General features: G+C 45.9%; 21 protein-coding genes. 11 read left to right on the forward strand and 10 right to left on the reverse strand.

Features of this window, described 5'->3' with window-relative positions; translation table 11 throughout:
- Positions 1-60: 60 nt before the first annotated feature.
- Positions 61-1,260 (forward strand): enolase C-terminal domain-like protein, encoded by a 1,200-nt coding sequence (locus AAA946_RS17385; RefSeq protein WP_338166050.1) that lies wholly within the window; start codon positions 61-63, stop codon positions 1,258-1,260.
- 40 nt (positions 1,261-1,300) lie between these two features.
- Here AAA946_RS17385 and AAA946_RS17390 read toward each other — a convergent pair whose 3' ends face one another.
- On the reverse strand, positions 1,301-2,014 hold the full coding sequence (locus AAA946_RS17390) for a GntR family transcriptional regulator (RefSeq protein WP_338166051.1): 714 nt from the start codon (positions 2,012-2,014) through the stop codon (positions 1,301-1,303).
- Between the two features lie 142 nt (positions 2,015-2,156).
- Positions 2,157-2,687: a glycosidase gene (locus tag AAA946_RS17395; protein WP_338166052.1), complete on the reverse strand. Its 531-nt coding sequence runs from the start codon at positions 2,685-2,687 to the stop codon at positions 2,157-2,159.
- 384 nt (positions 2,688-3,071) lie between these two features.
- Between AAA946_RS17395 and AAA946_RS17400 the strand changes: the two genes are divergently transcribed.
- Both AAA946_RS17400 and AAA946_RS17405 read left to right on the forward strand, forming a co-directional pair.
- Complete coding sequence (locus AAA946_RS17400; RefSeq protein ID WP_338166053.1) at positions 3,072-3,563, forward strand: tetratricopeptide repeat protein; 492 nt, start codon at positions 3,072-3,074, stop codon at positions 3,561-3,563.
- A gap of 263 nt (positions 3,564-3,826) precedes the next feature.
- Positions 3,827-4,093, forward strand: a complete 267-nt coding sequence (locus AAA946_RS17405; RefSeq protein WP_338166054.1) for a hypothetical protein — start codon at positions 3,827-3,829, stop codon at positions 4,091-4,093.
- Between the two features lie 48 nt (positions 4,094-4,141).
- On the opposite strand, the gene AAA946_RS17410 is transcribed toward AAA946_RS17405, so the two are convergent.
- A complete protein-coding gene (locus tag AAA946_RS17410) occupies positions 4,142-5,308 on the reverse strand; it encodes a winged helix-turn-helix domain-containing protein (RefSeq protein WP_338166055.1) in 1,167 nt (388 codons plus the stop codon).
- Positions 5,309-5,325: 17 nt separating this feature from the next.
- Positions 5,326-6,660 carry an MFS transporter gene (locus tag AAA946_RS17415; RefSeq protein ID WP_338166056.1) on the reverse strand — a complete coding sequence of 445 codons (1,335 nt, stop codon included), beginning with the start codon at positions 6,658-6,660 and terminating at the stop codon, positions 5,326-5,328.
- Between the two features lie 374 nt (positions 6,661-7,034).
- On the opposite strand from AAA946_RS17415, the gene AAA946_RS17420 reads away from it, so the two are divergent.
- The gene (locus tag AAA946_RS17420) at positions 7,035-8,228 is read left to right on the forward strand and encodes an MFS transporter (RefSeq protein WP_338166057.1); all 1,194 of its coding nucleotides are present in this window, start codon (positions 7,035-7,037) and stop codon (positions 8,226-8,228) included.
- Between the two features lie 127 nt (positions 8,229-8,355).
- A complete protein-coding gene (locus AAA946_RS17425) occupies positions 8,356-9,270 on the forward strand; it encodes a homocysteine S-methyltransferase family protein (RefSeq protein ID WP_338166058.1) in 915 nt (304 codons plus the stop codon).
- Between the two features lies 1 nt (position 9,271).
- Here AAA946_RS17425 and AAA946_RS17430 read toward each other — a convergent pair whose 3' ends face one another.
- From AAA946_RS17430 to AAA946_RS17445, 4 genes are all read right to left on the reverse strand, one after another.
- Entirely contained in the window at positions 9,272-12,163 is a 2,892-nt protein-coding gene (locus tag AAA946_RS17430; RefSeq protein WP_338166059.1) for a hybrid sensor histidine kinase/response regulator, read from the reverse strand.
- Positions 12,148-13,392: an acyl-homoserine-lactone synthase gene (locus AAA946_RS17435; RefSeq protein WP_338166060.1), complete on the reverse strand. Its 1,245-nt coding sequence runs from the start codon at positions 13,390-13,392 to the stop codon at positions 12,148-12,150. Before AAA946_RS17435 ends, AAA946_RS17430 begins: the two co-directional genes overlap by 16 nt.
- Before the next feature lie 423 nt (positions 13,393-13,815).
- Positions 13,816-15,498, reverse strand: coding sequence for a glycoside hydrolase family 13 protein (locus tag AAA946_RS17440; RefSeq protein WP_338166061.1), 1,683 nt, complete (start codon positions 15,496-15,498; stop codon positions 13,816-13,818).
- A 32-nt stretch (positions 15,499-15,530) separates the two neighbouring features.
- A complete protein-coding gene (locus AAA946_RS17445) occupies positions 15,531-16,550 on the reverse strand; it encodes a LacI family DNA-binding transcriptional regulator (protein ID WP_338166062.1) in 1,020 nt (339 codons plus the stop codon).
- Between the two features lie 321 nt (positions 16,551-16,871).
- Between AAA946_RS17445 and AAA946_RS17450 the strand changes: the two genes are divergently transcribed.
- From AAA946_RS17450 to AAA946_RS17475, 6 genes are all read left to right on the forward strand, one after another.
- Entirely contained in the window at positions 16,872-18,224 is a 1,353-nt protein-coding gene (locus tag AAA946_RS17450; protein WP_338166063.1) for an ABC transporter substrate-binding protein, read from the forward strand.
- A gap of 100 nt (positions 18,225-18,324) precedes the next feature.
- On the forward strand, positions 18,325-19,335 hold the full coding sequence (locus AAA946_RS17455) for a carbohydrate ABC transporter permease (RefSeq protein ID WP_338166064.1): 1,011 nt from the start codon (positions 18,325-18,327) through the stop codon (positions 19,333-19,335).
- Positions 19,335-20,534, forward strand: a complete 1,200-nt coding sequence (locus AAA946_RS17460; protein WP_338166065.1) for a carbohydrate ABC transporter permease — start codon at positions 19,335-19,337, stop codon at positions 20,532-20,534. The genes AAA946_RS17455 and AAA946_RS17460 overlap by 1 nt, the downstream gene beginning before the upstream one ends.
- Positions 20,535-20,582: 48 nt before the next feature.
- On the forward strand, positions 20,583-21,674 hold the full coding sequence (locus tag AAA946_RS17465) for an ABC transporter ATP-binding protein (RefSeq protein ID WP_338166066.1): 1,092 nt from the start codon (positions 20,583-20,585) through the stop codon (positions 21,672-21,674).
- A 140-nt stretch (positions 21,675-21,814) separates the two neighbouring features.
- A complete protein-coding gene (locus AAA946_RS17470) occupies positions 21,815-23,065 on the forward strand; it encodes a DEAD/DEAH box helicase (protein ID WP_338166067.1) in 1,251 nt (416 codons plus the stop codon).
- Positions 23,066-23,331: 266 nt separating this feature from the next.
- Positions 23,332-24,117, forward strand: coding sequence for an alpha/beta fold hydrolase (locus tag AAA946_RS17475; RefSeq protein ID WP_338166068.1), 786 nt, complete (start codon positions 23,332-23,334; stop codon positions 24,115-24,117).
- 115 nt (positions 24,118-24,232) lie between these two features.
- Here AAA946_RS17475 and AAA946_RS17480 read toward each other — a convergent pair whose 3' ends face one another.
- Together AAA946_RS17480 and AAA946_RS17485 are read right to left on the reverse strand one after the other, a co-directional pair.
- Positions 24,233-24,646, reverse strand: a complete 414-nt coding sequence (locus AAA946_RS17480) for a VF530 family protein (protein ID WP_338166069.1) — start codon at positions 24,644-24,646, stop codon at positions 24,233-24,235.
- 110 nt (positions 24,647-24,756) lie between these two features.
- Positions 24,757-25,272: an RNA methyltransferase gene (locus AAA946_RS17485; RefSeq protein ID WP_338166070.1), complete on the reverse strand. Its 516-nt coding sequence runs from the start codon at positions 25,270-25,272 to the stop codon at positions 24,757-24,759.
- Positions 25,273-25,366: the final 94 nt, after the last annotated feature.

Consider the following 25,366-nt stretch of genomic DNA (forward strand, 5'->3'; position numbering starts at 1 on the left):
TTGAATTTCATTATTTTTCGCTGTTAGATAGAATGAGATTTCATACTAAGAGCCCATATCGTGAAAGAAAACATCATTACAAATGTCCAGTGCATCATTACGAAGCCGGACAGACATAATCTTATTACTGTTATCGTTGAAACAGAATCAGGCATCACTGGCTATGGCTGTGCAACCTTTCAGCAGCGTCCACTTGCTGTAAAAACCATGGTTGATGAATATATTAAACCTTTAGTTGTTGGTCGCAATGCAAATAATATTGAAGACCTGTGGCAAATGATGATGGTGAATTCATATTGGCGCAATGGTCCGGTTATTAATAATGCAATCTCTGGTGTTGATATGGCACTTTGGGATATTAAAGCTAAGCTTGCAAATATGCCTCTGCATCAATTGTTTGGCGGTAAATCTCGCGACGCAATTCAGGTTTACACTCACGCAACCAGTGACACGATGGAAGGTTTATACCAGCAAGTCGATGAGTTTCTAGAGCAAGGCTACAAACATATTCGCTGTCAGTTAGGCTTCTATGGTGGTGTTCCAGAAAACATGCACACTACGGAGCAGCCAACGGCGGGATCGTATTACGATCAAGATCAGTACATGGCGAACACTATCGACATGTTTAAAAAGCTTCGTGAGAAGTATGGCAACCAGTTCCACATTCTTCACGATGTGCATGAAAGACTGTTTCCGAATCAAGCGTTGCAGTTTGCCAAGCAAGTTGAGCAGTACTATCCGTACTTTATCGAAGATATTCTGCCACCAAATCAAACCGAGTGGTTGACGAACCTGCGTAGTCAAACATCTGTGTCGCTGGCACTTGGTGAGCTGTTCAATAATCCAGAAGAGTGGAAGTCGGTGATCATTAATCGCCAGATTGACTTCATCCGCTGTCACGTGTCGCAAATTGGTGGTATTACACCAGCACTTAAGCTGGGCCACTTATGTGAAAGCTTTGGCGTGCGTATCGCGTGGCACTGTCCGCCAGATATGACACCGATTGGCGCAGCGGTGAACACGCACCTGAATGTACATCTCCATAATGCAGCCATTCAAGAGCACGTGCATTACAAAGAGAATACTCGCCGCGTATTCCCTAATGCAGCAGAGCCGCGACAAGGTTTCTTGTATGCCAGCGAAAAGCCGGGTATTGGCGTGGAAATGGATGTTGAGGCAGCAACGGACTTCCCTGTGGAGTATCGCGCTCATGAATGGACACAAAGCCGACTGCCTGATGGTTCAATTCATACGCCTTAATAGTCGAAAATAAAAGAAGCAAATCAAAACGACCGCTAATTTAGCGGTCGTTTTGATCTCGGTACTGCAAACTTTCGTTATTAAATTTGGTGTGATACGTGCATTGGTAATTAATATCTATAATGTCGCTGACAATAAAAGCTTCACCAGAGGTTAAAAAACCGCGGTTGGTAATATTCATTGCAGAGGTTGAGCGCTTACATTGTAATATTTTCGCATCTTCTGATGATACGCTAACGGCTTTGTAAGTGGTAAGGTAGCTATCTATTTCTAACCCAAGTGAAAGTGCTAGCTTTTGCAGCGAACTCTCCACCAGAGTATCATTCATTTTAGGGAATAAATGTACGGGTAAAATAGTCTCTTCAATTTGAGTGATCTTATCTTGTACTAGTCTTAAGCGTTTGATATGCCACAGGTAATCATCCTCACCTATAGAAAATACTTGCATCTCATGATGTGTGGGGATGCGTTTATTTAGCTGAACTTTCTTATAAGAAATATGCTCAAAGCTGTTTTCAGTGATAGAGTTATAAATTAGTGGTGTACCGATAATTGCAGTATTAACAAAATAACCGGATCCTGTTTTCGGTTTTACCACACCAATCGCTTCAAGTTTTGCTAAGGCCTTCCTAATTGAAAACCTCGACAACTGATACTTGTCGGCTAGCTCCCTTTCTGAAGGGAGTTTTTGGGTGATCACACCTTGGCAGATTTTGCTGATCAGATCTTGAACCAGCTGTTCGTGCTTTTTCATCGAGAAGGGCAACAGTTGCAACAGATAAATTTAATGATAGCGATGAAGGGGCTAAGTTGGCAAACGTATTCGCGGGACGAGGTCGATGTTTTAGCACAAAGGCTTGATGCCAAGCGAGCAATGCTCGCTTGGCGCTAGAGATTTATTGGCATTGGTTAAGACTTACAGCAATTGGGTTCGCTTTTTCGTCAAATTTCACCGACCAAACGTATTTACCAGCGGCTTCAATGGTTGATTTGGTGTCTTTCCCGTAGCCGCCCCATTTCAATACTTTCGTTTCGCCAACGTTGAGAACTCGACCGTCTGCGGTGAACTGCGGTTTCCAGTCTGACGCTGCGTACTGCATGGAGTATTTCCCCGGTTTCTCCTCGACTACAGCTTGATATAGACCATCGCCTTTATGCTCAAATACGCGAGCGTCGATGTGCTTCCAGCTTGCACCAGGGAAGGTGCCAACGACATAAAGCTTTTTACGTACAGGGCCTGCTTCAGAAACTGTCGGGTTGTCACAGGCTGCCATCATAGCAGTGTCAACACCTGCTGGAGCAGCGGCTACCGCCGCAGTTGTCGTTGCTGTCGTCTCATCCGCTGAAGAAGTTGCTGGATCTGACGCACAGCCAAACATAAGTGCACTCATCACTGCCATAGACAAAGCAGATTTTATTGATGTCATGGGTTGTCCTTTTTTTGTTTTGATTAGGGCGAAGCCAGCATAATGAGAGCGAGATTGGAGCCAATCATCCCTTGATATGGGTGATAGGGGAGTAGCCACAAGGATGAGAGTAATGGGTCACAAAGTGTGCAATAGATTGATAAGGTTTTGTTGACCGGTTTAGATGAATGTTCTTTTAAGCTGTGTCTTTTATGAGGGGCATTGGTGTGTTTTCTTTCTGATTGGTGTAGGTGTGATATTAAGTTCGATATATATCAAATTGCTAACAGGATCTATGTTGGTACGCGAGTTGAGGTCACTTTTCATGTCGTGAGTGAAGCATAGTGAACGGAATAGATACTCGACGCGTAGATAGCAGAGCAAGCGCTGAAAAAGGAGAACACCATGCAACTGCTAATCGTCGTACTGACCTCAATGGTCATTTCTTTTAGTGCTTGGTCCGCTGGGTCTGGCTCGAGCTATAACTCGCTTAATAAAGCGCAGCGTACCTACAATAAAGGTGTCGAACTGATGATGAATAAACAGTTTTTTGATGCCGAGAAAAAATTTCGTGCCGCACTAAAACGAGACAAAAATTGGGCACAGGCCCACAACAACCTCGCTTATACCCTCCGAAAACAGGGCGTTGATCATTACAATACGGCATTGTTTCACTACAACAAAGCCATCACCATCGCTCCTTTACTCCCTGAGCCTTACATGTACAGAGGAGTGCTCCATGTACAGATGGGTAATGCCTCTCTTGCTAACGACGATCTGGCGAAACTTCGTGAGTTAAAATCTCCCCTGGCTGATGAACTCGAGTTTGTGATTCAAAATGGAGAGGAGAAAGCCCCTGAGCAGTTTTTTGGTGTTTCTGGGAAGTTTAAGGGGTAGCTTAGCGCTGGAGGCACTCTTGCAAGGTTCATTGTCATAGGGTGAACCAACCCCGGTGTACATAGCGAATCGGCAACTGTTTACAGTTGGTAAATTTAACACTATGTGTGTCAAATTTGCCAATCTAGACAATAGACATTGACTAGATTTTTTTAACTTATTGATTTTTAGGCGTTAAAAAGTTGGCACTACATGTGCAACAGGAATTGGGCAAGTAAGGTAGTCTGCACAGTTACTAATAACCAATCCCAAAGGGGCACATTATGAAAAGCTTACTCGTATCTACTCTTGGTGTTATCGCTATCACGTCTTCTGCTTTTGCTGCCGCTAACACGCTTGATAAACAGGAATGGAGCGAGGACTTGCGAGATGATATGACAGCGATGAAACATGAGGCGGTTGCTGATATTTCGCAAGTAAACCTAGCGGAGATAGAATCGCGCGATGAGCGAATTGTAAAGCGTATCAAAGCGGAGCAATCTCAGTTGGTGAACAGTAATTGCCAAAATGACAGTGCGCCGAAGTCGTAACGGCGTGTCATCAAATGCTCGCTACGAGTGCAAGTTGGTGAGGAAGTATTACATCACGATGGTCTTATTGATGTTGTAGCTATCGCAGTGATTGAACAAGGCAAAGGATGTCAGTTCTTTTGCAAGCGCATGCTCAAATGCTTCTCGCTGCGAGATCCTTGGCTCGATATATAGCTTAAATACTTCCAGATGAGCCCGATCTCGGTGAGCCTTGCAATCCACTCGAGCGACTAATCGACCATCCCATAAAATCGGCAGCACAAAATAGCCATACTCTCTTTTGGCTGTCGGAACGTAACACTCTAACAAGTAATCGAAGTTAAAAAACTTACGCAGTCTATCGCGCTGGATTATGAAGCTATCGAAAGGTGAAAGCAGCTTTGCTTGCTGGCGGCTTATTCGTTTGTCTAGTAATTCAAGCGATTGCGGTAATACAAAGTAGGCTTCGCCTTTGACGGTTACTTGCTCTATCTTGCCCATTTCTTCGAGTTCATACAGTGCTTTCTGCACTATAGGTTTGGTGCCTTTTCGCAAGTAGCTCATCTCTGTTACGTTGGCGATGCCATGGGTTTTTAGGGTATTTAGTACTAGAAACTGTGCGTGTTCATCTGCAGTTGGCATGCGCGTATCTGTGTCGCACGTGAGTACTCTCTCGGTTAAGTCATACACTTTGTGAAATTTTCGGCGTTCGCTGATCATTAGATCGCCTTGCATGTACAGTGTCTCTAACGCTTGCTTGGTCGGTTTGCTTTCCCAGCCTTGCTTTTTTACCGTGGTAGAGTTGATTGCACACTGGGTAAAGTCTTTCGCCATTTGCGGGCCATCAATAGTGATCTTACTGAGCACCTCCGCCATTAATTTGGGGTTCTTCTTAAACCAGTGACTCTGTTGACCAGATTTGAGCGCGTGTTTTTTGGGTAACGAAAAGCGATAGTTTTGCATATCAAGATACGACGCCGCGTGCGACCAGTATTCATAGACCACTCTATCTTGCACCATGCGATCAAGATGATCGGTTGAGTAGCGGTGGTTTCGACTCCAAAGCGTATGATGATGCGCACGTTGCACCACAGAGATGGTGTCAATCTGCACGTAACCTAAGCTTCTCATAGCCTGTATCGACTGTTGATAAGCATTGCCTGCAAGGGGCTGGGAAGGAAGCCCCTGTGACAGCAAGGCTAATTTTTGAGCTTGTGGGATCGACAGTGATGGCATGAGCACCTCATTTATGGCTAGTCAAATACGGGACGTTTCTTATTGCTGAAATAAAACAGGGTACTGACCGCGATGAACAAGGCGGCGAAGTAATAGAAAAACGAGGACAGTGACGCCAGAAAGTCGAGATGCTGTGCGATTTGTTGCTCGCTGTAGTTTTGAGACACCATTTTGTAGTAATACGCATACAGCATACCGATTAAGCCGTAGCCGAGGTTAAACATAAGACCTTTAAAGCTAAGAACGGTGGCTCTGTTATGCGACTCGGTTTTTCTGTTGAGGTGATAGCTAATAAAGATATTCACTGTCATGGTAATGAACACCAATAACAGAGCGGGAATAACGCCATAAATAGGCCAGCCGCGACTGATCCAGAAATAGCTCGCCATGGCAGCAAGCCCCATCAGTGCAATGAAGGACTTGGGTTCCATATGTTCGGCCAACCTGCGACTTTGCCCTGCCAATAGAATTTGAAACACACTGACGCCGGCACCAATAAAACCGATGTAGATGATCGGGATCTCAATGGCACGGTAATACTGACTGTTCATGGTCAAAAACATTCGGGAGGTGTGCTCAAACAAGCTGTAATAGAGCAAGATAAACAGCACGTAAGGTGTCGATAAAACCCACTTCCCGGTATCTAGGGTGAGCTTTAAGCTGGCTATTGAGGTCGCAACTTTACCACCCCCATGGCTGGCTGCTTTGCTCTCTTCTTGCATGCTGGTGGCAGCATAAATTGCCACTAAGGCGACGAGCAGTGTAGCGTAAACGGGAATTCGCATGATGTCTTGGGTATTTTCAGGCCTGGCGAATCCAAACCACTCTGCGACCTGACCCATTACGTTGACATCGTACATTGCAGCCCCAACTAGGGTTACTACAATCCCCACACTGGAAGCAATACGCAGTTGTATCTGTAGTACTTGCGGCCATATCTCTGACTTACCTTGTTCCTTTAGCGTGTCGTAAGCGAGCGCTTCATCGGCCCCACTGGCTAGTGACATCGCAAGTCCGCTCAGCACGCGATTGACCAAAAATACCATGAAGACCAAATTCGGATTCCCCGTTGGTACAAAGGCTATCATGGCAATTTCAACAAACATTACGATAGAAGATAGGACGACCAGTTTTTTCCGCCCCAACGTATCGGCAAAGGCACCGGAGGGGACTTCAGAAATTACGATGGTCGCGGCCCACACCACATTTAGCATGGCAAATTGAGACAAGGTTAGGCCGTAGTCTAAATAAAGCAGCGTAAATACTGGGTAGTAAAAGCGAGCGAAATAGCTGCTGCGAAACATCAAAAAGTAGCGCACATTTCTGATTTGAAGTATTTGTTTGAATGTCATTGAGGGTTTCGCTCTGAATCTTACGTCTTATGGCGATATGGATATAGGTATAGCTTGTTTTTGTAGTTGGTAAAAGTTTTTTCTTTAAAATCAGTTGATTGCCAAATTGCATCAAATGAAGGCGACAGAATTGATTTGTGGGGGGAGAGTGAAGTTTGATATGTTACACGATAATATAACTTATTGATTTTATTGGGTAATGGTTTGGGTGAAAAGCATTTGTGGATGAAATTTAAGGTATTGCTAATCTTAACTTTAAATAATGCATCTTAGGGGCTCATCCATACTTAGAACCTATGCCTAGTTCACGTGCGTGTCTTGTCATTTTCAGCTCTGCGTGCACTCATTTTTATCACATACAATGGCGTCTACTTATGACTCAACTTCGTCTTTGGTACCTAGCGCAATCTTCGATTGGCATCGTTGGTTGGATTGGTGTTGCCATCCTTCTAAACCCAATCATTATTGAACGCACGGCAAGCGGGACTCTGCTTGGCCAAGTTATGGCTCTTATTGGGGGAGCGGGCATTTTGGCTCCGGTTATTGGAGCCGTTGCCGATAAGTACGCCTGCCACCGTTTGCTGCAACGTGGGGCGCTGCTTATTAATCTTGCTGCGCTTGTTGTGCTCTATTTTGCTCAATCGTCCGCGATGACCTACTGGTTGGTAGGGGCGCTGATGGGGATTGCGATTGTTACGCTGTTGGTTCTAAACCCTACTTTTGTCATCGCGCACAGTGAAAACCAACAGGAAGAAGGGCGCAGCTTGGCCAAGTTGTTTCAGTTTCAATTTTTGGGTGTTGTTGTCTCTGGTGTGCTTATTGCGCTTGCGGGCCATTATCAGCTCACAACAGAGGTGAAATTGCAGCTGCTCATGGCGTTGCTGGTGATGATCATCATTGCGGTTTTCATCGCACCTCCTGCTCCCATCAACGCTAAGCCAGTGGAGGTAACGGAGAGCGAGCAAACACCAGGCCATCTACAAAGGGCATTTCTGCCTTGGGCACTGTTTTTGTTATCGGCATTTTGCTCAATGTTCTTGTCGGCCAATTTGATGGAGCTTGGACCGCTGCTCATCAAAGAAGTCTACAACGTTGAGATTGGCAATTCCGCGTTGGGTATGGCGACCTCTGCCGCTATCTGCATCTTCTTGCTTGAACCGGCTGGAAGATGGATGCAAAAAAGTGGCCCCTTTAAAGTTTGGCTGACAGCACAAGGTATTTTCTTGGTGTTGGGCTTAGTGTTTTGGTCAACGGTCGGCATGACAGTGCCCGATGTCCTGCCGGTAGCTTTGCTGGTCATATTAATCCAGGCGATGTCTTGGAATGATCTCGCGGTTCCAGCTATCGCGGTGAGATTGAGCCCGACGTCTCCGGCTTTAACTCAAGGTATGCTGATGTTTGCTATGGCAGGGGGCTTTGGCGGCGGTACGCTATTGGCGGGCCTATGCATAGATGCCTTTGGCTATGCCTCGGTATTTACCCTTGCACTCGTAGGTATTATTTTGTCGTTGGTGTTCATCGCGCTTATTGTTGTGACAGGTCATCGTCGTCAACTGCAAAGCGACTAGAGCTTGATGGCTGAGAAGGCTAATATAGGTGAGCGTGGAATAGCGCTTCCATGATTGGATTTACGTTTGTCTTGATTATGGTTTCATGGTGTTTGTTAGGTATGCTTTTGATAGCGGTAGGTAGAATATGAAAGCAGTTACTATTTTAGATGGTGGCATGGGTCGAGAGTTAGAGCGTATTGGCGCGCCATTCTCCCAGCCATTGTGGAGCGCGCAAGCGTTGATTGAATCTCCACACTTTGTCAAACAAGCGCACCAAGCCTTTATCGAAGCAGGCGCGGAACTGATTACGGTCAATAGCTATGCTTGCGTTCCTTTCCATTTAGGAGATGAGCTGTACGCGCAGCAAGGTGTCACGCTCGCAGCTAAAGCGGCCAAACTCGCCCATGAAGCGGCCACAGAAGCGAAGCACCATGTACGCGTTGCAGGGTCGCTGCCACCGGTATTTGGCTCGTATCGACCTGACTTGTTCCAGGCAGAACGCGCACAAGCGATCAGCCGAGAACTGTTATGTGCTCAGGATGACTATGTTGATTTGTGGTTGGCGGAGACTGTCGCGAGTATCGCTGAGGCTCGTATGTACGCGGCACTTTTTAACACTACCGATAAACCCGCTTATATCTGTTTTACGCTGCAAGATGAACCTGACCAACCTGCAAAGCTTCGCTCCGGTGAGCCATTGGAAGAAGCGGTGACATTGTTATTGAACGCAGGAGCGACGGGCCTGTTCTTTAACTGCTCGATCCCTGAGGTGATTGCCCAAGCGATAGAAGTGGTGAATCGCATCACTGCAAGTGAAGGTAGAGTTTTGGAGATCGGAGTATTTGCCAACAGTTTTACGCCGATTAAATCAGGGCATCAAGCGAATGAAGCCATGCAAACTGTAAGGCATTTTTCGCCTGGGGAGTATCTTGCTTTTGCTAAGCGTTGGTATGAGTTAGGAGCATCGATAATTGGGGGCTGTTGTGGTATAGAGCCAAGGCATATCGAACTTTTAGCCCGTTGGAAGCGAGATCTTATCGAGATGGATGCGCTCAGTTAAGCTACGCTTGTAGCGGCTTCACTGGAAGTTCGACTGTCTTGTTGCTGCTACACCATTTCTCTAGCATGTCTATCAGCTTCGCTTTATCCGCAGGTTTATGAATCGAATCGTCCATTATGTTTGCAATCGATTGACGAGCATCCGGGCTGCACTCTCCCGATAGCGAAATAATAGGCACAGATGCGCTGAACTTACGGATTTCTTTACAAGCCTCAAAGCCATTCATGTTAGGCATGCGGATATCCATAAAAATGAGATCAAATGCCGTGTCTTTCGCTTTTTCAATGGCCTCGGCTCCTGACGCTGCTTGCTCAACCTTTATGCCTTCTGTTATCAGATAGCTTTGCACCAGTAAGCGGTTAACATGAGTATCATCGACGACCAGCACCTTTTTACCGACTAACGATTCCTTTTTCTTCAAAGCGCCGGCTTGCTCAGCTTTAGCAAAGGTACTCCAGAAGCTATATTTGCTGAACATAAAGAGTGTGGCTTGGAAGGCATCAACGTAGCTAAGTTCTTCTTCAGTACGTGTGGTACAGAATAGCGTAGGGACGCCACTTTGCTGATTCACAGCATGGATAGCATTGGCTATCTCACTGGCCTTTGAGGGCTCAAAATCTGCCACCATCGCGACATCAACCGTGTTGGCTTCTAAGTAGGACAGCGCTTGCTCTTTGGAAGTGACGTAGTGAACGGTGAGTACAAACTCATCGTCCAGCGCCTGCCGCAGCCAGGGCTGAGAGGTGAGAGGGGCGATGATCAGTGCTTTCTTATTAGTCAGAATCGGCTGGAGCTTAGCATGCAAACTTGTTTCGTAGGAGTGCTCATCAACCGTTGGAAAAGTTAACTCGAAGGTAGAGTACTTGCCATATTGAGAACGGCAATGGATGTCGCCACCAAAGGCTTCCATGACACGTTTACAATACGATAGTCCAAGGCCTGTGCCAGAGCTTTTTCCTTGAGTAAAAAGATCATCGAAAATCTGCTCTAGGTGAGTGTCAGCAATACCGGGGCCGAAATCGGTAAACGATATAGCATTGCTGTGCCCTTGACGACGCACGCCGATCTCTATTTTACTTTGTGGGTACTGCTCAAAGTAGTAGACAGCATTTTTGAGTAAGTTGTAAATCACGAAGCTAAACAGGGTATCGTCACCCCAAAACGCAAAGTCTTCGATACTGACATTGACTCGTTGGCGATATTCAGGTTTGTTAAAGCTGAAGTCGTTGATGGCAGCTAAAGTTAACTCTCCAGCAGAATGAGCTGAGAACCGCTCTGTGTTAAGCGATTCACCTCTTAGTTCCGACAGCATAGCATCGATGAAGCGTGTTCCAGTTTGAACAGCGCGTTTGCTTTCGTGGAGCGCTTGGTGCAGTTGTTTGATTTCTTCAGAGTTATGCTTGCCAAGATCAATCGGGTCACTGCCCAACACTTTGCTGTCGATTTGCTCAAACTGATACTTTAGCTTACTGAATGGGTTACGTATTTCGTGAGCGATAGAGCCCGCCAAAATTTGGCTTTTTCGCACTTTATCTTCGGCGATGATCCAGCGGCCGGCATCTTTAAATAGTGAGCGTAGCCCTACTACTTGGTCTGCAGTCATGAGCGGCTGCTGAGCGGACTGAGTGGCGAGGTATAAATGAGAGATACGCTTGCGGTCGTCGAAAATGGGCACGATGAGTGACACCTTATTCAACACCATGTAGTCAATGAGATCCGCCATGCTCTCTTTCACGTCAATGTGATGGTTGAGAATGTAGGCCAGTTCGTCCTTGATAAGGATGCGCTCCCCCTTGTTGAAGAACTTAAGAACTTGACTATCTTTCTCAGTAATAATCTGCCGAACATGGCCGTTAGAGACATTCAGGGCTTGGTTTAGCTTTTCAACCGCATCTTTGCATGAGTATCTAAATTCTGACTCGAGACTGCTTATTTGATCAATACTGTTGCCACTCTTTCCATACAGCACACGATTGAAGAACCAGTAGACCTTTTTTAATGACTTCTGATAGAAAAGACCAGTAAAGACAACCCAACCCAGTAATGCCACGCTCTGATAACTGCCAATTGAGCTGAGAAGCAATGTAGGGCTAAGAAACAGGGCGATATTGGTGAGTGAACTGATGCTCACTAGGGCAATGTACCGCCCACTATAAAATCGATTGTAGAGGAGGGCGTAGCCGATCAGCATTAGCTCAAACACAGATAAGGTAGGTGCAATCCACACCAATGAGAAGTCATTGTAGAAGTAGGGAATACCTATCATGACAATTAAAGTTGATGCCATGAAGATGATCACACCCGCCATCATATAGCCCGACTTCAGCTGAGTTAATCGAAGGTCGCTTTTCCATGCTCGAACAAAGTTAAGAAAAGTAAGGACGATGATAAATGGGGCGGTGAGAAAAAATATTTTATTGTAGTCTCCGAATCGAATTAAAAAACTCCCTGACGAATAAACATCGACACTGATAACTGTCATGTCAGGAATTAAGTTGACGACAAGTGAGTGTGCTGACAGTACTATTAATATAACAGACTGTAATTTAGAGATATTCTTATTTTTGTTCTTGGAAATAAGCTTACAAGAAAACCAATATGCTGACAGAATGGCGAGGGCGCAAAATATATTTGCGCCTACTGCCATCGCTAAAGCGATGTCCGGGTCATAATAAGTCAGCAAGTCAGATTGAAAATAAGCATTGGCGTAAATCCAACATGCGATGAAAAATGCATACAGACAGTAAGGAAGGTAGATCGATTGATCTACCTTAAACTGGTTCTTAACCATCTTATATGACATGTAAATCGCCCACATCAATACACCAGTACCAATCAAGTACATGATCAGTGCCGGTGTATCAGAGAGTGCGTATTTTAAAAATTCAGGCATGATGCAAAATGAGTCGTGCTCTTCTTCCTTGCTGACAACACCTGCTTATAGTACTGCTTATAGTTGCATTCTCCAATAGCTTTCACCATTGGATTGCTCAAAATTAACCCTTTGTAAGTGTAAGGTTTTGTCGGGTTTATTCTCAGGTATGTCATTGGAACGTAACAGTCAGGTTCGTCGCTATATAAATTGACTGATTGGAAGAAGTACAACAAGGCGGGTTGCTCAGTGATGACATAGACTCCTTTAATCCCCACTTGCTCCATGAAAAGCGCGATGTGTTTGATGGATAAATACAGAATAGTATTTAATCGGCGAGCGGGCCCGCTGACGGCCATTCTTATTAGCTCACAGCAGTCGTGACCCCGTGCCAAGCTTTGCGCAAAAGACGTATCAAGATGTTGAGCTGTCGATAGTGTGAGCCTATCGCTGAGTGCGCCGTCAAATAGACCGGAAGACTCTAAAGCTCTGATATTTCTATCATTAATTGAAACGGACCAGTTGTCTGATTGAAAGAAAGGCGCAAAGGCCAACCAATCTTGTTTCTTATCCCAGCGCTGGATTTTTGCTGAAGCGACTAAGGTTCGATTGCCCAAATCGTCACACTGGTAAAGAATAAAGTGCTCTCCTTGAGCGGATAGATCCAGTTCAAACAACATTTCATACCACTGTTGCTGTTTCACAAAGGTTTCCAAATTCATCAAAGTATTGGCATTGGACAGATCAAGCGGTTGGCTTGAGAAATGCGTCAGAAATTTCCTGCAATCTTGCTCGATGTTTTGTACTAGCTCTGCGTGAAATCCATCGTCTAGCTCCACCTTTGCTAAAACCCGTAGTTCATCGTCAGCCACATCGCCTCGAGTCAGACAAGTATCGAGCAATAATGTAAAGCGTTGATATTCGGCCCATAATGACAACACACTACCAAACAGCGGTTGAGATTTTCTTTCTATATATCGATAAAAATTGGGCACATCAAACAGCGCCGTGTTTTGTATTAAGTTCGACATTATTTCTGAATCGTATTTGCTGGCTAAATTGCCATTGGCACAATCACATAGCCCAGAATTAATGAGTTGGTTGACTCTTTTGTTAATAATTGTTTCAAACAGTGTATCGTCGCAATTAGCCTCAACATAATTGTGGACTTGTTGCAACAACGCGTGTTTCTCGTCTTCAATAGACAGTAAGTTGTGGTCTTGCGTATCGATGACGTTGTAATCAGACATGTTATTTCCTCTTTTGTGATTTACAGAGGAAATTGTATGAAATTGGTTACTAATCTATTGAGAGCCTAGTTTTTAATATATGTATTTCGGGGTTGTCTTTGGGCTGTTATTTAGAGTGTGAATGCATAATTGAGTAAACGATGCGTAATGTAAGCAAAAGAAAAGTGAGCTAGCACCTGATTTCAAACGCACAGTTAATTATTAACTTTTGTGTAAATAACACGTGCATTTCAAGTAGTGATAAAAATAGAAGTAGAGAAGAGTTGGTAGGCTAAAAGCACGTCACGTTAGCTTGTTTTATTATATAAAACCGCACTTTACGATTGATTGATATTGTTTCATTTAGAGATGTTTATATCGTTTTTTGCGCGTTAAGCGAGCCACTATAGACTCGCTTAAAGCGATGATTGTCATGTGGGAGGTTTAGGTTTCAATGACCAGAGCCTGATAAGGCATAAGTACTACATCATGTAAGGAACTCAGTGTATTGGTGTAGTTGTTAATCACAACTTTCTTAACGCTACCCGGATAGGTCCTCTGTAGGGTATGGTGAGTGAAATTAGCAATGATCAGTAGTGACTTATCACCACTAGAACGAATGTACGCGTAGACTTCACTGTCTTCTGGATCGAGCAAAGTGTTGCTCCCATACACAATAACGTCGCCGTACTCTTTGCTCTTACGAAGTGCAATGAGTTTTCGGTAATGGTGATAGATGGAAGCTTCATCGTTGACGGCTTGCTCTGCATTGATATCGACATAGTTCTTGTTGACCGGAAGCCACGGTGTGCCAGTGGTGAAGCCAGCATGGTCGTTAGTATTCCATTGAACTGGGACTCGAGCATGGTCACGAGAGAAATCGTTGAGAAAAGCAATGGCAGCTTCGTCAGATACGCCGCGATCCATCATTTTTTGGTAATGGAATTTAGCCATTAGGTCGTTAAACTCATCAATGTGGCTAAAGTGCTTGTTGGTCATCCCTATCTCTTCACCCTGATAGATATAGGGTGTACCACTCATCATATGAAGAACGGTACCGAGCATTTTCGCACTAATGACGCGATATTCAGGGGAGTCGGAACCGTAGCGAGACACGGTTCTAGGTTGATCGTGATTGCTCCAGTAGAGACTGTTCCAGCCTTTCTGATAGAGGTCTTCTTGCCAGCGAGACATGATTTCCTTGTATTGAACTAAATCGAAATCTTTTTTCACTGCGTTGTGCTCTTCGCGGTCGATGCTGACATGCTCGAACTGGAATATCATACTGATTTCGTTGCGATCTGGGTGAGAGTAGTAGCGCCCATCGAGCGTCGTGGTGAAGGGTGTTTCACCGACGGTAAGTACATCGTAATGTTTAAGTACTTTGTCATGCATTTCTCGCAGATACTGGTGAGCAAGTAAGTTGTTTGACCAATGCTCCCAACCGGCGACACCGGCATCGAAGATAGTGGCGTCCGGATAGTCTGATGGCTTGCCAATCATATTGATGACGTCCATGCGAAAGCCGCCTAAGCCTTTCTTGAGCCAGAAGTGCATCATATCGTAAATGGCTTCTCTGACTTCTGGGTTAGCCCAATTGAGATCAGGCTGTTTATTGCTGAATAAATGCAGATAGTATTGACCTGTGGTCTCATCGAGCGTCCATGCCTTGGGTTTAAAGAATGATTCCCAGTTGTTGGGCTCACTGCCATCCTCTTTTGGATCTTTCCAGATGTACCAGTCACGCTTGGGACTGTCTTTGCTGCTTTTAGATTCGACAAACCAAGGGTGCTCATCTGAAGTGTGGTTGATCACTAAATCCATGACAATCTTGATGCCCCGCAGATCCGCTTCCCTCAAGAGCGCTTCCATGTCAGACATAGTCCCGAACTCAGGCGCGATCTCTCGATAGCCCGAAATATCGTAGCCGTTGTCATCCATCGGAGATTTGTAAACTGGGCTTAGCCAAATCACATTAACGCCTAAGCCTTGGATATAATCGAGTTTCTCGATGATGCCGGGAATATCACCAATGCCATCGCCATTGGAGTCATTGAAACTTCTTGGGTAGATTTGATATACCACGGCGTCATGCCACCAACGTTGCTCCAGTTGTTCCGTTGTCATGGAAGTGTTCTCCTTAGCAAGTGAGGTAAGTTCTAACAGCTGCTGCGAATGATGAGCTCCGTATCAAGCTGAATAGATTCGTAGGGCAATTGACCTAGCGCCATCTGTGCGGCGATTTGGCCTTTCTTTGCAATAGGTTGTTGAATAGTGGTCAGTCCGGCTTCAGCCGCCATCGGAATACCGTCGAAGCCAACAATCCGGATCTCGAGGTTCAGCTCTTGTGCGACTGCGAGAGCGGCAAGAGCGATTTTGTCACTCATGCATAGCAGAACATCGACTTTCTTTGGGGCGGTCAGCGCGCCCCTTAACATGGTTTTAAGCGTGGTTTCTTCAAGGTCGTGGATCTGCCAAACGCTCTCATTCGACAATGTGATGTGATTTTCTTCTAACGCTTGTTTATAGCCGTTAAAGCGGCAACGTGACACGGACTCTTCACTGGTGTAAAGATTGTCGAGATTTGCCAGTGAAAGTGAAGTAGAAGGTTCAAGCCGAAGACCTAAAATCAAGACATTATCATGGGAGCTGTGAATAGCGTGGTTGGCAATATCGTAACTTGCCTTGTGGTTATCAATATTGATAGAGGGGACGTCAGGGATTGAAAAGTCGACCGCAACAACGGGTTTGTGTTGTCTCAGTATCAGGTCAACAATGCTTGAGTCGACGGGCTTTCCATAGACAATGAAACTGTCTGGGATCGTCTCTACCTGCGTATTTTGATAGTTTTCTCTACTTGGCGGGAGTAGCAACATATTGACGTGCGCGTCATCTAAAGTCTTTGAGACACCCGCCAAAAACTCAGTAGCCACAGGGTCGGTGAAGTTATAGGCCAAGTTATCCGCTAACAAAACGCCAATCACCCCCGTTTTTCCAGTACGTAAGCTACGTGCAGTACTGCTAGGTCCGGTGTAGCCGAGTTTTTCACACTCTTGCAGAATACTTTCTCTTAGCGCCTTAGAAAGCTGACTAGGACGATTGAAGGCGTTGGAGACCGTCGCTGTCGATACCCCTAGATGCGCTGCTACCGTTTTGAGAGTTGGCTTTTTGCGCTGCATAGCAACCCCTAGTTTGTTCTATTTTGAGCCAGGAATGGCGAAGGATTGTTACTAATACTAAAACGATTAAGAAAGATTGGAAATGTGACTTTATTGTACGTAGTAAATAATTTGAACCTCATCATCTTATTGAATATGGGAAGCCATAAAACATGATCGATGACACAAGAACTGGTTAGAAAGTGGTCGAAATGTCAATAAGGTTTTAAGGTAGTTTACATTGGCTTAACCGATTAAGTTGTTTGCTTGTGAACGTCGTAGTCAGAAAAGCCGAGGACACAAAGACAAATAAAAAGTATCTGAATACATGGAGTCTTGCTGATGAAAACCTCCCTACTTGCTAGTGCAATCGCTGTGACCATTTCTACCTCTGCTGTTTTTGCTGCTGACCTAAAATTCGCACCAGGCGAAGATGCCCGTTTTAATTGGCAGAGCTACGAAGCGCTCAAAAACATGGATTTAAAAGGTGAAACCGTCACCATTTTTGGCCCTTGGCTAACCGAAGATAAAGAGCTTGTTGAAAGCGTCATTGCTTACTTTGAAGCCGCAACGGGTGCCAAGGTGAACTACTCTGGTTCAGATTCTTTTGAGCAGCAAATTGCCATCGATGTTCAAGCGGGGAGTGCTCCCAACATTGCCATCTTCCCTCAGCCTGGCCTTGCTGCCGATCTTGCCTCTAAGGGCTTTCTGACGCCACTTGACCCGGCAATGGGGCAATGGATTAACGACAACTATGCCGCGGGATCCTCTTGGGTTGATTTAGGTACCTTTGCTGATAAAGAAGGCAAAGATCACTTGTATGGCTTTTTCTATAAAGTGGATTTGAAATCTCTGGTTTGGTACGTGCCTGAGAACTTTGAAGATGTGGGTTACGAAGTACCTCAAACGATGGAAGAGCTGAAAGCGTTAACCGAGCAAATCGTCAAAGATGGAGAAACACCTTGGTGCGTGGGCTTGGGGTCGGGCGGTGCGACGGGCTGGCCTGCGACAGACTGGGTAGAAGATATGATGCTTCGCACTCAATCGCCATCTGACTATGACAAATGGACGACAAACGAACTTAAATTCAATGATCCGAAAGTAGTTGGCGCGATAGAAGAGTTTGGTTGGTTTGCACGAAACGACAAATTTGTGGATGGTGGTGCGCGTGCGGTCGCTGCAACGGATTTCCGTGATTCTCCAAAAGGGCTGTTTACATCGCCGGCTAAGTGTTATCTCCATCGTCAAGCTTCATTCATTCCTAGCTTCTTCCCTGAAGGTACAGAGCTGGGAACCGATGTCGATTTCTTCTACTTCCCTGCTTATGAGTCAAAAGATTTAGGTAAACCGGTACTGGGTGCGGGCACTATGTGGAGCATCACCAAAGACTCAAAAGCGGCAAGAGCATTTATGTCTTTCTTGCAGTCCCCAATTGCACACGAAATTTGGATGGCACAGTCTGGTTTCTTAACGCCACATAAAGGGGTCAACATTGATGCTTACGGCAACGATACTCTTAAGAAGCAAGGTGAGATTTTGCTCGATGCGACTACGTTCCGCTTCGATGGCTCTGACTTGATGCCAGGTAAAATTGGTGCAGGGGCATTCTGGACGGGTATGGTTGATTACAGCGGTGGCAAGTCAGCCGAAGACGTGGCCAATGATATTCAGAAGACATGGGATGCACTCAAGTAATAAGGCACAGTAACGTGATACCGATAGACGTCACTTGTTCGTGTGTCTATCGGTGTTCATATTTCACACCTTTGTTAGGCATCAATAAAGCGAGGTAGTGATGGAGCAGCTCTATTCCTCTCTATTTATCATGGTATTGGGTGTAGCCAGTTGTGTGGTCTACTTTGTTGGCAGCAACTTTTTACTCACGATTATTTTCCCTACTAAAAACGTCACCAATCAAACGATGGCGAAGAACCTTAGGCGTGCTGCGGCGATCCGTCCATGGCTGTTTTTAGGGCCAGCACTCGCGTTTTTGACTCTATATCTTATCTATCCTGTCTTTGAATCCTTGTATTTGTCACTGCACGATCGAAATGGGGATAAATTCGTTGGGATGGGGAACTACACTTGGCTTTTCAAAGATCCAGAGTTTAGAGAGTCTTTATTTAACAACCTGTTGTGGCTACTTGTTGTGCCAGCAGCATCGACGTTTTTCGGTTTGGTGATTGCAGCGCTTACCGATAAAGTGAGCTGGGGAAGCATCGCTAAGAGTTTAGTCTTTATGCCAATGGCGATCTCCTTCATTGGTGCGTCGATCATTTGGAAATTTGTCTATGACTATCGTGCTCCTGGCTCAGAACAAATAGGGATATTGAACGCCATCGTTGAAGCGTTTGGAGGCACAGCGCAAGCTTGGATAACCATCCCGTTTTGGAACAACTTCTTTTTGATGGTCATCCTTATTTGGATTCAGACCGGCTTTGCCATGGTGATTTTGGCTGCTGCGCTGCGAGGCGTTCCTGAAGAAACCGTCGAAGCTGCCATTCTTGATGGCGCTAATGGTGTGCAGATTTTCTTTAAAATTTTGATCCCTCAGATATGGGGCACGATAGCCGTGGTGTGGACCACGATCACCATCTTGGTACTCAAAGTTTTCGATATTGTTCTTGCGATGACCAACGGCCAGTGGAGTACTCAGGTGCTCGCGAACATGATGTTTGACTGGATGTTTCGTGGTGGCGGTGACTTTGGTCGCGGTGCGGCGATCGCCGTTATCATCATGGTCGCAGTGGTACCAGTTATGGTTTGGAATATGCGTCAGGCCAGTATGCAAATGGAGGACAGATAATGACAAGCAAAGTTGCTGCCTCTTCATCGACCAAGCCAGATAGCGCCAAGTTGAGTATCAGTCGACTCCGTCGCTCGCCGTTAACGATTCTGGTGCATTTATCTGTATTGCTCATCGTTATTTTATGGACGCTGCCGACCGCGGGTCTGCTGATTTCATCCTTTAGAGATAAAGATCAGCTGGCACTATCTGGCTGGTGGACTTCGCTAACGGCATCAGAACAAAATTTGGTCGCTCGAACGGATAACCCGGATACGCAAGTAAAATCAGGTGATGTTTACGTGCTTTCTGGGCAGTTATTGGTTAACGACGCTCCGACCGAGATCATGGCGTTTGGTTTTTCGTCTCGAGAGCCGACCAAGTTCTTGCCAGGTGAAATCGCGGAAATGCGTAAAGGTGGAAAACTGACGGTTAGCGAAGATGGTCATTACAAGATGACCTCGCCAGAGCCTTTTACAGGTAAACGCGGCAAACGAATTTTCTACACTGCGGTTGTACCGCCAAAGTTCGGGTTAGATAACTATCGCGAGGTGTTAACGGCGGAAGGGATAGGACGTTCGTTCGTGAACTCACTTACTGTCACCATTCCTGCCACTATCATACCCATCCTTATTGCAGCCTACGCTGCGTACGCTTTGTCATGGATGAAAATGCCGGGGCGAAACTTATTGATTGCTCTGGTCGTTGGCCTACTTGTGGTGCCCTTGCAGATGTCTTTGATCCCTTTGCTGCGGCTGTACAACGATATTGGCGCTTTCTTTGGTGTCGGGGCTAAAACCTATCTTGGAATATGGTTAGCGCACACAGGCTTTGGTTTGCCTCTGGCGATTTATTTGCTGCGGAATTACATCTCTAGTTTGCCACGAGAAATTATCGAGTCTGCGAAGGTGGACGGGGCGACTGACTTTGAAATCTTTATGAGAATAGTACTGCCACTGTCGTTTCCGGCATTGGCCTCATTCGGTATTTTCCAGTTCTTATGGGTGTGGAATGACTTACTAGTGGCAACGGTGTTCTTGGGGACAGGTGAAGAGCATATGGTATTGACCGCACGACTGCGTGAACTATTGGGCTCACGTGGTGGTAATTGGGAGATATTAACGGCATCGGCCTTCGTCTCGATAGCGGTGCCATTGGGCGTGTTCTTCGCACTTCAACGATATCTGGTGCGTGGACTACTTTCTGGTTCTGTTAAGTAAGCAGTTCCTGATTCAACGATGTGACTGATTTTAGATGAGATTAGTGAAATGACAGGATTATCTTTAACAAACGTTAAAAAATCATACGGTGAAACTCAGGTACTGCAAGGGATTGATCTTGATATCAAGCAGGGGGAGTTTGTTGTATTCGTTGGCCCATCAGGCTGTGGAAAATCGACACTACTGCGGATGATTGCCGGGCTTGAGGAGATTACCTCTGGTGAAGTGTGTATTGAAGGTGCAAGGGTTAACGAGCTCCCAGCGGCGATGCGTGGTATCGCGATGGTTTTTCAAACCTATGCACTTTATCCACACATGACAGTGTACGACAACATGGCTTTTGCGATGCGAATTGCCAAGGAGTCAAAGGAGGCGATCCATGAACGCGTAATGGAAGCGGCACGTATGCTCCAACTTGAGCCTTACCTTGATCGCTTACCAAAGGCATTGTCTGGTGGACAAAGACAGCGTGTAGCGATTGGACGGGCGATTGTAAGACAGCCCAAAGTGTTTTTATTCGATGAGCCGTTGTCTAATTTAGACGCTGCGCTGCGTGTTCAAACCCGAATCGAAATCGCCAATCTTAAAGAAGCACTCACCGAGACCACCATGATCTACGTGACGCACGATCAGGTTGAAGCGATGACTCTGGCAGACCGAATCGTTGTGCTTTCTGCTGGGCGAATTGAGCAAGTCGGCACACCACTTGAATTGTATACCGACCCCGCCAACGTCTTTGTTGCACAGTTTATTGGCTCTCCCGCCATGAATATTAGTAAGGCGTTTATGGAGAAAACGGGAGAAACCTCGCTGGTAACGGCAGAAAGTGGTCATAACATTGAAGTGCCAGTGCCCTCACAAGCGTCTGCCGCTGGCGCTGAACTACAATTGGGCATTCGCCCTGAAGATTTTCTGGTTGCTGAGCCTGCCGATGCACTGATGTCCGGCAAGGTACTGTTTGTGGAATCATTAGGTGAGGTTACCCTGCTTCACGTCAGAGTCGAAGGGCATGAAGAAGCCGTAGTGGCGAAGCTGCCTGGCATTTTGGATTTCCATAAGGGAGAAGAGATCTACCTGAAAGCGGACCCTGAAAAAATCCATTTGTTTAATAAAGAAGGCATTTCCCTTAAGCACTTATAAGCCAAGCTATCGACAATCGCAAAGCTCTCGCATCGCCGAGAGCTTTTGGGTTTCAGTCCGAGATTTCAATAGTGCTAACATCTTTCCGACAAATAGAATAAGATACACGCCCTTTACCCAGCACTGAGCCACTTTTTGTAATGACAGATAACACACCGCAAGCGACATTTGCCAGCCTTGGCCTGATTCCAACTTTAGTCGAACGACTAGAAGCGTTGGAATATAGCCAACCGACGCCAATTCAATCTCACACTATTCCTCATGTGCTTGAAGGGCGAGATATTGTTGGTGGTGCCAATACTGGCTCTGGTAAGACAGCTGCGTTTGCGTTGCCGATCCTTCAAAAGATCTGTCAGCAAGATACGTCAGCGAGTCGTCGTGGTAACTATGTGTCTCATCTGATTTTGGTTCCAACTCGTGAGTTGGCATCGCAAGTTGCTTACAACGTTAAATCTTACTCGTACCACCTAAGAGATAAAATCAAAACGGTCGCTGTATTTGGTGGCGTTTCGGTGAACCCTCAAATGCTAGCACTTCGTGGTGGAGCAGACGTAATTGTTGCCACTCCGGGGCGCCTGTTGGATCTAGTTTCAAGCAACGCCGTCAAGTTGGACCAAGTAAAAACACTTGTCCTTGATGAAGCAGACCGTATGTTGAGTCTTGGTTTCACCGAGGAACTCAACAAGATTCTTGCACTACTGCCAGAGAAGAAACAGACGCTTCTCTTTTCTGCCACTTTCCCTGAAAAAGTAACTAGCCTGGCTAAGGGTTTATTGAATGACCCTATTGAAGTGCAGCTACAAAGTGCGGAAACCAGTACCTTGGTTCAGCGCGTATTTAGTGTCAACAAAGGCCAGAAGACAGCTGTGCTTGCGCACCTAATTAAACAGCACCAGTGGCGACAAACATTGATTTTTGTTAACGCTAAAAACGCGTGTAACCACTTGGCGCAAAAACTGTCGAAACGTGGCATCACCGCGGAGGTTTTCCATGGTGACAAAGGACAAGGCGCCCGTACTCGTGTTCTTGACGGCTTTAAGTCTGGTGAGATCCAAGTGCTAATCGCGACCGACATTGCAGCGCGTGGTTTGGATATAGAAAAACTGCCTGTGGTGATTAACTTTGATCTTCCACGTAGCCCTGCTGATTATATGCACCGCATTGGACGCAGTGGTCGCGCGGGTGAAGTTGGTCTGGGATTGTCTTTGATTGATTATGATGACTACCACCACTTTAAAGTGATCGAGAAGAAAAATAAGTTCCAGCTTGAGCGTGAGCAGGTAGAGGGCTTTGAAGTGGAAGACGATCAAAGTGAAGCGTATTTTGCTCCTATGAAACCGCGTGCAAAACCGGAAGGCACGGGTAAAAAGAAGAATAAGCGCAACCGCTAATATAATGTAGCCGCGACCTTAATTGCGCGCTGAAGAGGTGATTGGGTCGACCTCGTCAGTTCAATCGCTTGTCAACATTTTTGAAGCCTTACTTGATGCGTCAAGTAAGGCTTTTTGTCGTTCAAGACCGCGTGTTTTATTGGGTTTGTTACCGCTTCCATCAATCGCATTATCCCCAGATTGGGGGATAGGGACATCGATTTAATCAGATTAACATTGTTTTCATATCGTTAAGCAATTGTGAATGACTAAAGGTGAGTGGTGGCATGGAAAGTAATGCAGATTTAGAACAATATTATGAGTCATACGGTGAAGGACGTCCGATTGTAATGATCCATGGTTCTTATGCTACCACGTCGACTTGGAAGCGAATGCTGCCGCTTATTCCACAAGGACACCGTTGTATTCTGATTAAACTGCCTGGCCATGGTGGTGCTTTGCAGCCAAATGATTTCGATTGCGCTAAGGTGGAAACTGAACTTAGCATTATTGAGGCGATTATTGCGAAAGAGTGCGACGAGCCAATCCATTTAGTGGGCCACTCTTATGGTGGCGTTGTTGCATTAGCTTTGGCATTAAAGAAACAGGTAAAACTTGCAAAGCTGAGTTTATTTGAGCCAGTGGCAACATGGGTTCTCGAGCTGGAAAACGATCGCCCTATGATGAAGGCCGTGGATGATTTCTTGCAAGATTACTTGTTGTCAGTAAAGCAAAACCAAGATGAAGCGTGCGGTAAGGTGATCGATTTTTGGAGTGGGCGGAGTGAATTTGCTCACTTTCCAGATAATGTAAAAAGCATGATGGCGACGCTAGTGAAAAACAACGTACGCCATTGGGATATTTGCACCACCTTTCCTGAAGAAGGCTTTGACCTTGTTTCAATGGAGGTGCCGACAAATATCGTGTTCGGAAGCCAGTCTAATGCAGTGGCTCATGCCATCGCCGGCCACCTTAATAATTTGCTCCCTAACACGCGGTGTACGGAAATCAATGGCGCAAGTCATGGCTTAGTCGGTAGCCATGCTAATGCCTGTGTTCAGGCTATGTTTTAATATCACAGTGGACTGTTGATACCCACCCCGGAACTTACGGGGTGGCATGACTGTGTTTGGACTGCCAAGGTCGGCGCGGTGCAGGGCGCCGACGTAATTTACGAGCCGTGCAGTACTACCGACGCGTCTGACGCCCTCGTCCTGAGCGTTGTTTAAATGCAGAGGCCGCTTTAGCCTGCGATTTCAAAATCGACTCTACGGTGAGTGGCATTGGCTCTTTAGGCTCAAGACCATGAGGGAAGGTACGTGCTCTAGGTGGCAAATCGTATTCTTCAGCGCTCGCTCGTGGCATGCGCTTAAAGCGATACAGGTAAAAGTTCTCTAGCTTTTCTCTTGCCCATTCGGTTTTTTTCAAATACTTCACGCTACTTGCAATGGAAGGCTTGGTGTTAAAGCAGTTGAAACGCATTGCCGTATCCAGAATGTCCCAGCCATAAAAATCCACCAACTCTTGCAACATGGTTTCTAGTTTTAGTCCATGAAGTGGGTTGTTTCGTTGCAGTTCAATTCTTTCTTCGTCAGTCATCATTTTAGCGGTCTCACTCATCAATGGGCGGAGTTTAGCAAACTCCGCGCTGTCGAGGTAATTATAACGTTATCTAGAGGTTGTTTATTGTGACGCTGTGATTATAGGTGTGCTCAACCCGCTTTCACTTTTAAACGGTTCTTATTGTCTCGATTGGCAATGACTTGCTGATGATCGTCAATCGTCCCAATTGTTTTCGCCAAGCGGTCATACAGAACCACATTGACGGTCGCAGCAAGGTTCATGCAGCCATTCGTCGGCACGTAAACGACGTGATGCGCTTTGTCTACAAGTGCTTGTGGTAAAGAACCATCCTCGGGCCCGAACACATACATGGCCTTTTTAGGGTGCTCAAAACGGGGTAGGGAGCTAGCACCTACGGCAAATTCGATACATACGACTTCAACATCATCCGCCAAGTCCGCGGTGAGATCGTCTTTTTCCACCAACGCAATTCGATCTTGAATGTTCTGGGTATCGGTTTGGAATTTTACAGCACGGCTGTATCGCGTGCCGTTATAGCGCACTTCATTCGCGCTGTAGCACCCAGCGGCACGCATGACGGCGCCAACATTGGTCGGACTTTTGGGATTATGAAGGCCAATAACGACCGGGGACTCTGTTGTCATTGCTATGGTTCTGCTTACTTACTGTCTTTTCTGGGAGGAGGAAGGCCCTCAAGGTGGGGCGGATTATGGCTTTAATATCTCTAAAGTGCTAGGG

This window comes from Vibrio sp. 10N (genome assembly GCF_036245475.1).
Classification (GTDB): Bacteria; Pseudomonadota; Gammaproteobacteria; order Enterobacterales; family Vibrionaceae; genus Vibrio.